11 protein-coding genes are annotated in these 7,268 nt (G+C 48.3%); all 11 read left to right on the top strand.

Features of this window, described 5'->3' with window-relative positions; translation table 11 throughout:
* On the top strand, positions 1-425 hold a 425-nt coding region (locus ACTHUE_RS08625), incomplete at its 5' end, for a HisA/HisF-related TIM barrel protein (protein ID WP_440423290.1).
* Between the two features lie 164 nt (positions 426-589).
* Positions 590-907: a multidrug transporter MatE gene (locus ACTHUE_RS08620; protein WP_070460191.1), complete on the top strand. Its 318-nt coding sequence runs from the start codon at positions 590-592 to the stop codon at positions 905-907.
* A gap of 40 nt (positions 908-947) precedes the next feature.
* Complete coding sequence (gene hisF / locus ACTHUE_RS08615) at positions 948-1,715, top strand: imidazole glycerol phosphate synthase subunit HisF (protein ID WP_070460193.1); 768 nt, start codon at positions 948-950, stop codon at positions 1,713-1,715.
* Between the two features lie 44 nt (positions 1,716-1,759).
* Complete coding sequence (hisI, locus tag ACTHUE_RS08610; RefSeq protein ID WP_070460195.1) at positions 1,760-2,167, top strand: phosphoribosyl-AMP cyclohydrolase; 408 nt, start codon at positions 1,760-1,762, stop codon at positions 2,165-2,167.
* Positions 2,168-2,198: 31 nt separating this feature from the next.
* Positions 2,199-2,522 (top strand): phosphoribosyl-ATP diphosphatase, encoded by a 324-nt coding sequence (locus ACTHUE_RS08605; RefSeq protein WP_440399762.1) that lies wholly within the window; start codon positions 2,199-2,201, stop codon positions 2,520-2,522.
* A 118-nt stretch (positions 2,523-2,640) separates the two neighbouring features.
* A complete protein-coding gene (locus ACTHUE_RS08600; protein WP_003748648.1) occupies positions 2,641-2,964 on the top strand; it encodes a histidine triad nucleotide-binding protein in 324 nt (107 codons plus the stop codon).
* Positions 2,965-3,005: 41 nt separating this feature from the next.
* Positions 3,006-3,209, top strand: a complete 204-nt coding sequence (gene tatA / locus ACTHUE_RS08595) for a Sec-independent protein translocase subunit TatA (RefSeq protein WP_003679438.1) — start codon at positions 3,006-3,008, stop codon at positions 3,207-3,209.
* A gap of 3 nt (positions 3,210-3,212) precedes the next feature.
* Complete coding sequence (tatB, locus tag ACTHUE_RS08590; protein WP_070460199.1) at positions 3,213-3,875, top strand: Sec-independent protein translocase protein TatB; 663 nt, start codon at positions 3,213-3,215, stop codon at positions 3,873-3,875.
* A gap of 15 nt (positions 3,876-3,890) precedes the next feature.
* Positions 3,891-4,667: a twin-arginine translocase subunit TatC gene (tatC, locus tag ACTHUE_RS08585; RefSeq protein ID WP_070460201.1), complete on the top strand. Its 777-nt coding sequence runs from the start codon at positions 3,891-3,893 to the stop codon at positions 4,665-4,667.
* Positions 4,668-5,224: 557 nt separating this feature from the next.
* On the top strand, positions 5,225-6,610 hold the full coding sequence (locus ACTHUE_RS08580; protein ID WP_070460203.1) for a GntP family permease: 1,386 nt from the start codon (positions 5,225-5,227) through the stop codon (positions 6,608-6,610).
* A gap of 90 nt (positions 6,611-6,700) precedes the next feature.
* Positions 6,701-7,219, top strand: a complete 519-nt coding sequence (locus ACTHUE_RS08575) for a gluconokinase, GntK/IdnK-type (RefSeq protein WP_070460206.1) — start codon at positions 6,701-6,703, stop codon at positions 7,217-7,219.
* The last annotated feature ends 49 nt before the right edge of the window (positions 7,220-7,268 follow it).

Below are 7,268 nucleotides of genomic sequence, written 5' to 3'. Positions count from 1 at the left end.
GTACGGCCGCGGTAAAAAATCCTGAATTTGTGCGCGAAGCATGTAAGGCCTTTCCGGGTCAGATTATCGTCGGCTTGGATGCCAAAGACGGTATGGTGGCGATAGACGGTTGGGCAACGGTAACGGAGCATCATGTCGTCGATTTGGCCAAGCGTTTTGAAGACGATGGCGTCAACAGCATTATTTATACCGATATCGGCCGCGACGGCATGATGAGCGGCGTGAATATCGAAGCTACCGTCAAATTGGCCCAATCCGTGAATATTCCGATTATCGCTTCCGGCGGTTTGACGAATTTGGATGATATCCGTGCATTGTGTGCCGTTGAAAACGAAGGCGTGAGCGGTGCAATTACCGGCCGTGCAATTTATGAGGGAAGCATTGATTTTGCACAGGCGCAAAAACTGGCCGATTCTTTGGCTTAAGTGTGTCAGATTATGCGGATAAGACCTTGCAGGCCATTAAAACGCAGCGGCTGACGCAGCACACAAAAATGCACTCAAAGGGATTGCCTGTATAGGTCATGGGTTTATATCTGTTTGAAATAATTATAAAAACAACCCAATCGATATTTTATTAAGGGATTAGTATGCTTGAAGCGTTTGTTTTGGGTTTTTGGATTATCTGGTCATCCGACCGCGAAGTGTATCCACTAAGTGAAAGTTTGTGGTTTACACTGATTGCAGTGATATTGCGGCAGCTGACGGCGTTTGATTTGCCGATTATCGATACCTATTGGATGATTTTCAACGGGATAATATGGGCATTTGCCGGTTTGATTTTTTCCATCGTCGGTCGCATCGACAGCAATTTCATTATTTCCTGCGTTTTGGCGATGATGGCGGGGATTGGTTATTTTCAGCTGTTGCAACATTTGCCGGATTGGTTGAGCAAATTTTTGGCCTGACGGTTTCAGACGGCCTGAGAACGGATAAGAGGTATTGAGTATGACATTGGCAAAACGAATTATTCCTTGTCTGGATGTAAAAGACGGTCGCGTGGTAAAAGGTGTCAACTTTTTGGGTTTACGCGATGCAGGCAATCCGGTTGACGTTGCCAAACGCTACAACGATGAAGGCGCGGATGAATTGACCTTTTTGGACATTACTGCCTCCAGCGACAATCGCGATACTATTTTGCACGTTATTGAGGCAGTCGCATCACAAGTTTTTATTCCATTGACGGTCGGCGGCGGTGTGCGTACGGTTGCCGATATCCGTCGCCTGCTTAATGCCGGTGCCGATAAGGCCAGCATCAATACGGCCGCTGTAACCAATCCTGATTTGGTAAATGAAGCGGCCGGTTTTTTTGGTTCACAAGCGATTGTCGTTGCCGTGGATGCCAAAGCGGTCAACCCTGAAAATACCCGTTGGGAAATCTTTACCCACGGCGGACGTAATCCGACCGGTTTGGATGCGGTGGAATGGGCTGTCGAAATGCAGCGGCGCGGTGCGGGCGAGATTTTGCTGACCAGTATGGATCGGGACGGCACCAAGCAAGGTTTTAACCTGCCTTTGACACGCGCGGTCAGTGAAGCGGTCGATATTCCGGTCATTGCTTCCGGTGGCGTCGGTTCGGTACAACACTTGGTGGACGGCATTAAAGACGGAAAGGCAGATGCGGTATTGGCCGCCAGTATTTTCCACTTTGGCGAAGCGAGTATCCGCGAAGCGAAACTGGCCATGCGTGAAGCAGGAATTGAAGTGCGTTTGTGATTGCTACCCAAAGGCCGTCTGAAAAATATGGGAGAAAAACGCGAATGTCGAATATAAACGAAACGCTGCTGAATGCCGTAAAATTTGATGAAAAAGGTTTGGTTTGCGCCATTGCCCAAGATTGGCAGACACACCGTGTGCTGATGGTCGCCTGGATGAACGCAGAAGCCCTGCAAAAAACCGTAGAAACCGGTTTTGCCCACTATTACAGCCGTTCCCGCCAAAAACAATGGATGAAGGGCGAAGAGTCGGGGCATACGCAAAAAGTACACGAATTGCGCCTGGATTGCGATGGCGACGCTGTGGTTATGTTGATTGAACAAAACGGCGGCATTGCCTGTCATACCGGGCGTGAAAGCTGCTTTTACAAAGTTTGGCAAGAGGGTGCATGGCAGACAGTGGATGCCGTGTTGAAAGACGAAGAAGCAATTTACGGATATAAACATCCTTAAGGCCGTCTGAAAGAAATAAGAGAAACCGACCATGACCGATACCATCCTTACCCAAATCCAAAACGTCATCGATTCGCGCAAAGGCGGCGATCCCGATGCTTCTTACGTTGCCCAACTGTTGCACAAAGGCGAAGACAAGATTCTGAAAAAAGTCATCGAGGAAGCGGGCGAAACCTTGATGGCTTCTAAAGATGGCGGCGGCGAACATTTGGTTTACGAAGTGGCGGATTTGTGGTTTCACACCATGGTTTTATTGGCGCATCACGGATTGCGCGCCGAAAATGTGGTCAACGAGCTTGCGCGCCGTCAAGGTTTGTCGGGATTGGTGGAAAAAGCTTCTCGCAAAGAAGCTTGAATTTATATTACAATCCCGTATTTGACCTGTTTCAGAATCCGTCTCTTGGGGCAAAAACGATTTCACTTTGTTTGGCGAAACCCGTTGCACCCGTTTTCAGACGGCCATTGGAGCCATTATGGATAATTGTATTTTCTGCAAAATCGCCGCCAAAGATATTCCGGCACAAACCGTTTACGAAGACGATGAGATGCTTTGTTTCAAAGACATCCGTCCTGCCGCGCCGGTACATCTGCTGCTGATTCCGAAAGTACACTTCGATTCACTGGCACACGCCACTGCCGAACATCAAACCCTGTTGGGTAAAATGATGTTGAAAGTCCCTCAAATCGCCCAAGAGGCAGGTTTGACCGACGGTTTCAAAACCCTGATCAACACAGGCAAAGGCGGCGGACAAGAAGTCTTCCACCTGCATATCCATATCATGGGTACGCCCGCATAATTATTATCTCTTTTTAAATTAAACAAATTCAAGGACTTATCATGGGTAGCTTCTCTCTTTGGCACTGGATTATCGTACTGATTATCGTCGTTTTGGTATTCGGTACCAAAAAATTGCGCAACGTCGGCAAAGATCTCGGCGGCGCAGTGCATGACTTCAAACAAGGCCTGAACGAAGGTACAGACGGCAAAGATGCCAAAAAAGACGAAGTCATCGAACACAAAAAAGACGAAGACAAAGCATAATCCATGTTTGATTTCGGTTTGGGCGAATTGCTGCTGGTCGGCGTTGTTGCCCTGATAGTGCTTGGCCCCGAACGTCTGCCGCAAGCCGCGCGTACGGCTGGGCGTTTGGTCGGTAAATTGCAAGGATTCGTCAATAACGTCAAGCAGGAACTCAACACTCAGGCTGAGTTGGACGAATTGCGCAAGGTGAAGCAGGAATTTGAAACCGCCGCATCCGAGTTTCGCGACGGTATCAAAGACTTGGGCAACGATGCACAAAAAAATCTGAGCGATATTTCAGACGGCCTCAAGCCGTGGGAACGCCTGCCCGAACAGAAAACGCCTGCCGATTTTGGCGTGGACGAGTTCGGTAATCCTCTGCCTGATTTGGCTTCAAGCAGCACTGAAAATGAAAGTGCGGCCCAAGTTCCTGAAGAGGGTGGAGCAGCGCAAACTCAAGAGCCTGTCGGGGCTGAAAATGCCGAGTCCGAGCAAGACCGCGCTTGGCGTGAGTATTTGACCGCATCGGTTTCACCCACTCCGGCGGTCGAAGTCAGCTATGTCGAAGCCCCTGTCGCCGATGTTCCTTCGCTGCATACGACTTCTTTGCGTAAGCAGGCGATGAGCCGCAAACGCGATATGCGTCCGAAATTCCACGCCAAACCCAAACTGCGCGTCCGTAAGTAAAAAGTGAGTCAACCGGTGTCCGAACCTCAACACGAACAACCCGTCCAACCGCTTATCGAGCATCTTCTCGAGCTGCGCCGCCGCATGATGTGGATCGTCATCGGTATCGTCGTCTGCTTTTTGGGTATGATGCCGTTTGCCCAGCAGCTCTATACCTTTGTTGCCGAACCATTGATGGCCAATCTGCCTAAAGATACCAGCATGATTGCAACCGATGTGATCGCGCCGTTTTTTGTGCCGGTCAAGGTTACTCTGATGGCGGCATTTCTGCTGTCGTTGCCGCACACGCTGTATCAAGTTTGGGCGTTTGTCGCTCCTGCCTTATACCAAAACGAAAAACGCTTGATTACGCCGCTGGTGTTGTCCAGCGTGACGCTTTTCTTTGTCGGTATGGCGTTTGCCTATTTTTTGGTATTTCCCGTTATTTTCAAATTCTTGGCCGGGGTAACCCCTGTCGGCGTCAATATGGCGACCGATATCGACAAATACCTGTCCTTTATTTTGGGCATGTTTGTTGCATTCGGTACGACGTTTGAAGTTCCCGTCGTTGTGGTGTTACTTGCAAAAATGGGCATTGTTTCGACTGAACAGCTTAAGAATGCGCGTCCGTATGTGATTGTCGGTGCGTTTGTCGTGGCTGCAATCATCACGCCGCCTGACGTAATTTCTCAAACCCTGCTTGCTGTTCCGCTGATTCTGCTCTACGAAGCAGGCATTTGGTTCAGCCGCTTTATCAAAGCGAAAACGCAGCAGGAAGATGAAGATACACCGCAACCACCGGCAGAAGTTTAAGAATCAAGGCCGTCTGAAGAATTTTTCAGACGGCCTTTGTATCATCGCACTTCAGTTTTTAAGAAAAAGTATGATGGATGTTTGGGGAGTCGTAAAACATTACTGCCCAGATTCTTTTGATTCGGCTAAAATTTTTGACCGAGGATTTTGCCGAAATCGAAGCAGTAATGTGTAACAGTCCCTCATGCCTCAATGGGCTGGATTTTAATACCAAACTGCCGGAATTACGTTTGGGAAATGGGGTGATTTTTACCAAGGCATAAGCCGAAAATACTTGATTTTAGGTAATTGAAAAAATATTCGTTTCTATTTTATCGAGAAGAATGATGTCAGGCCGTCTGAAAATTAACTACGTTTCAGACGGCCTTTTTATTGCCTTTGTTTTTTCTTTGCTATTCTTAGTTATCAAGCATCTTGCAAAAAGGGTTTTGAAAAAGAGAAATTTATATTTTGACTAAATCCATCCATATGAACCCATAGTGAAATGTGTTATCTTATCTAAGTGTGTTAAGAAACATTAATAAGTTTGTATTTTTCTTACAGAGAAAGGCTTCAAAATGGATGGATGGACTCAAACGCTGAGTGCCGGTACCTTGCTCGGTATCGCCGCGGCAGCGATTTTGCTAATCTTGATTTTGATTGTAAAACTGCGCGTTCATGCCTTGCTGACGTTGGTATTGGTCAGCCTGCTGACTGCCATCGTAACAGGTCTGCCTATGGGCAGCATTGTTAATGATGTATTGGTCAAAAACTTCGGCGGTACGCTCGGCAGCGTGGCGTTGCTGGTCGGTTTGGGCGCAATGCTCGGCCGTTTGGTGGAAACTTCCGGTGGCGCTCAGTCTTTGGCAGATGCGCTGATTCAGATTTTTGGTGAGAATCGTGCACCATTTGCTTTAGGCGTGGCTTCTTTGATTTTTGGTTTCCCGATTTTCTTTGATGCCGGCTTGGTGGTGATGTTGCCGATTGTGTTTGCAACGGCACGCCGTATGAAGCAGACCGTTCTGCCATACGCGATGGCGTCTATTGGCGCATTTTCGGTCATGCACGTCTTCCTGCCGCCTCATCCTGGCCCGATTGCTGCTTCTGAGTTCTATGGCGCAAATATTGGTCAACTGCTGATTTTGGGTTTGCCTGTTGCCTTGATTACTTGGTATTTCAGCGGCTATTTATTGGGTAAAGTTTTGGGTCGCAGCATTCATGTACCTGTTCCTGATCTGATCAGTGGTGGTACGCAAGATAATGACCAACCGAAAGCGCCTGCAAAAGCATCTACCGTTGTTGGTATTATGCTGATTCCTATGCTGTTGATTTTCTTAAATACCGGTTTGTCCACTTTAATCAGTGAGAAAGTTGTCAGTGCAGATGAAGGCTGGGTGCAATTTGGTCGCATGATCGGTTCGACACCGATTGCTTTGCTGATTTCTGTTTTGGTAGCCCTGTATGTATTGGGTGGCAAACGTGGCGAAAAAGCCAGCGCTTTGGAGAAAACCATTGATGGCGCATTGGGTCCGGTTTGCTCGGTCATTTTGATTACCGGTGCGGGCGGTATGTTCGGCGGAGTGTTGCGTGCTTCCGGTATCGGTAAGGCTTTGGCCGACAGTATGGCGGACTTGGGTATCCCTGTTTTGCTGGGTTGTTTCTTGGTGGCTTTGGCTTTGCGTATTGCGCAAGGTTCTGCGACCGTTGCATTGACTACCGCTGCCGCGTTGATGGCACCGGCCGTTGCGGCGGCAGGTTTCAGCGATTGGCAGATTACTTGCGTGGTATTGGCTACGGCGGCAGGTTCCGTTGGTTGCAGCCACTTTAACGACTCCGGTTTCTGGCTTGTCGGCCGTCTGTTGAATATGGATGTGCCGACGACCTTGAAGACATGGACGGTCAACCAAACACTTATCGCACTCATCGGTTTTGCTTTATCGTCAGTGTTGTTTGTTTTGGTTTAATCGGAAGAACGGGCGGATAGTGTTTTTGAGATAACACAATCCGCCCGTTTTTAAATACCGTTAAAATCTAGATAAACAAGGAGTAGAAAAATGACGACACATTTTGTCATGATGGGCGTGTGCGGTTGCGGTAAAACCACTGCCGCGCTGTCTTTGCAAAAACATCTCAACCAATGTCCGTATGCTGAAGGCGACGATTTTCATACCCAAGCCAACCGCGATAAAATGGGTGCAGGTATTCCGTTAACGGATGAAGACCGCTACCCATGGCTCGGCAATTTGCGTGACTGGATGACGGAGCAGGCAAAAAATGGGGAAACATATTCCATCGTTACTTGTTCCGCACTCAAACGCCAATACCGCGATATTCTGCGTGGTGCAGAAGGGAAGGTGGCTTTTATCCATTTGACTCCGCCTCAAGCAATCAATCTTGAGCGTATGCTGTCGCGTCAGGGGCATTATATGAAAGCCGGAATGCTGGATTCTCAGCTGGAGATTTTGGAAGAGCTGGGTGCTGATGAGTACGGTGTCAAAATTGACAATCCGGGTTCGCCTGAAGCCGTTGAGGCAGATATTGTGAACTGGGTGAAAGCGCAAGGCTTGATTTAGTAATGATCAGAAATGGAAAGGCCGTCTGAAATATTTCAGACGGCCTTTT

Source organism: Neisseria sp. P0021.S005 (assembly GCF_051956955.1).
This window is presented reverse-complemented; position numbering and strand designations above follow the sequence as displayed.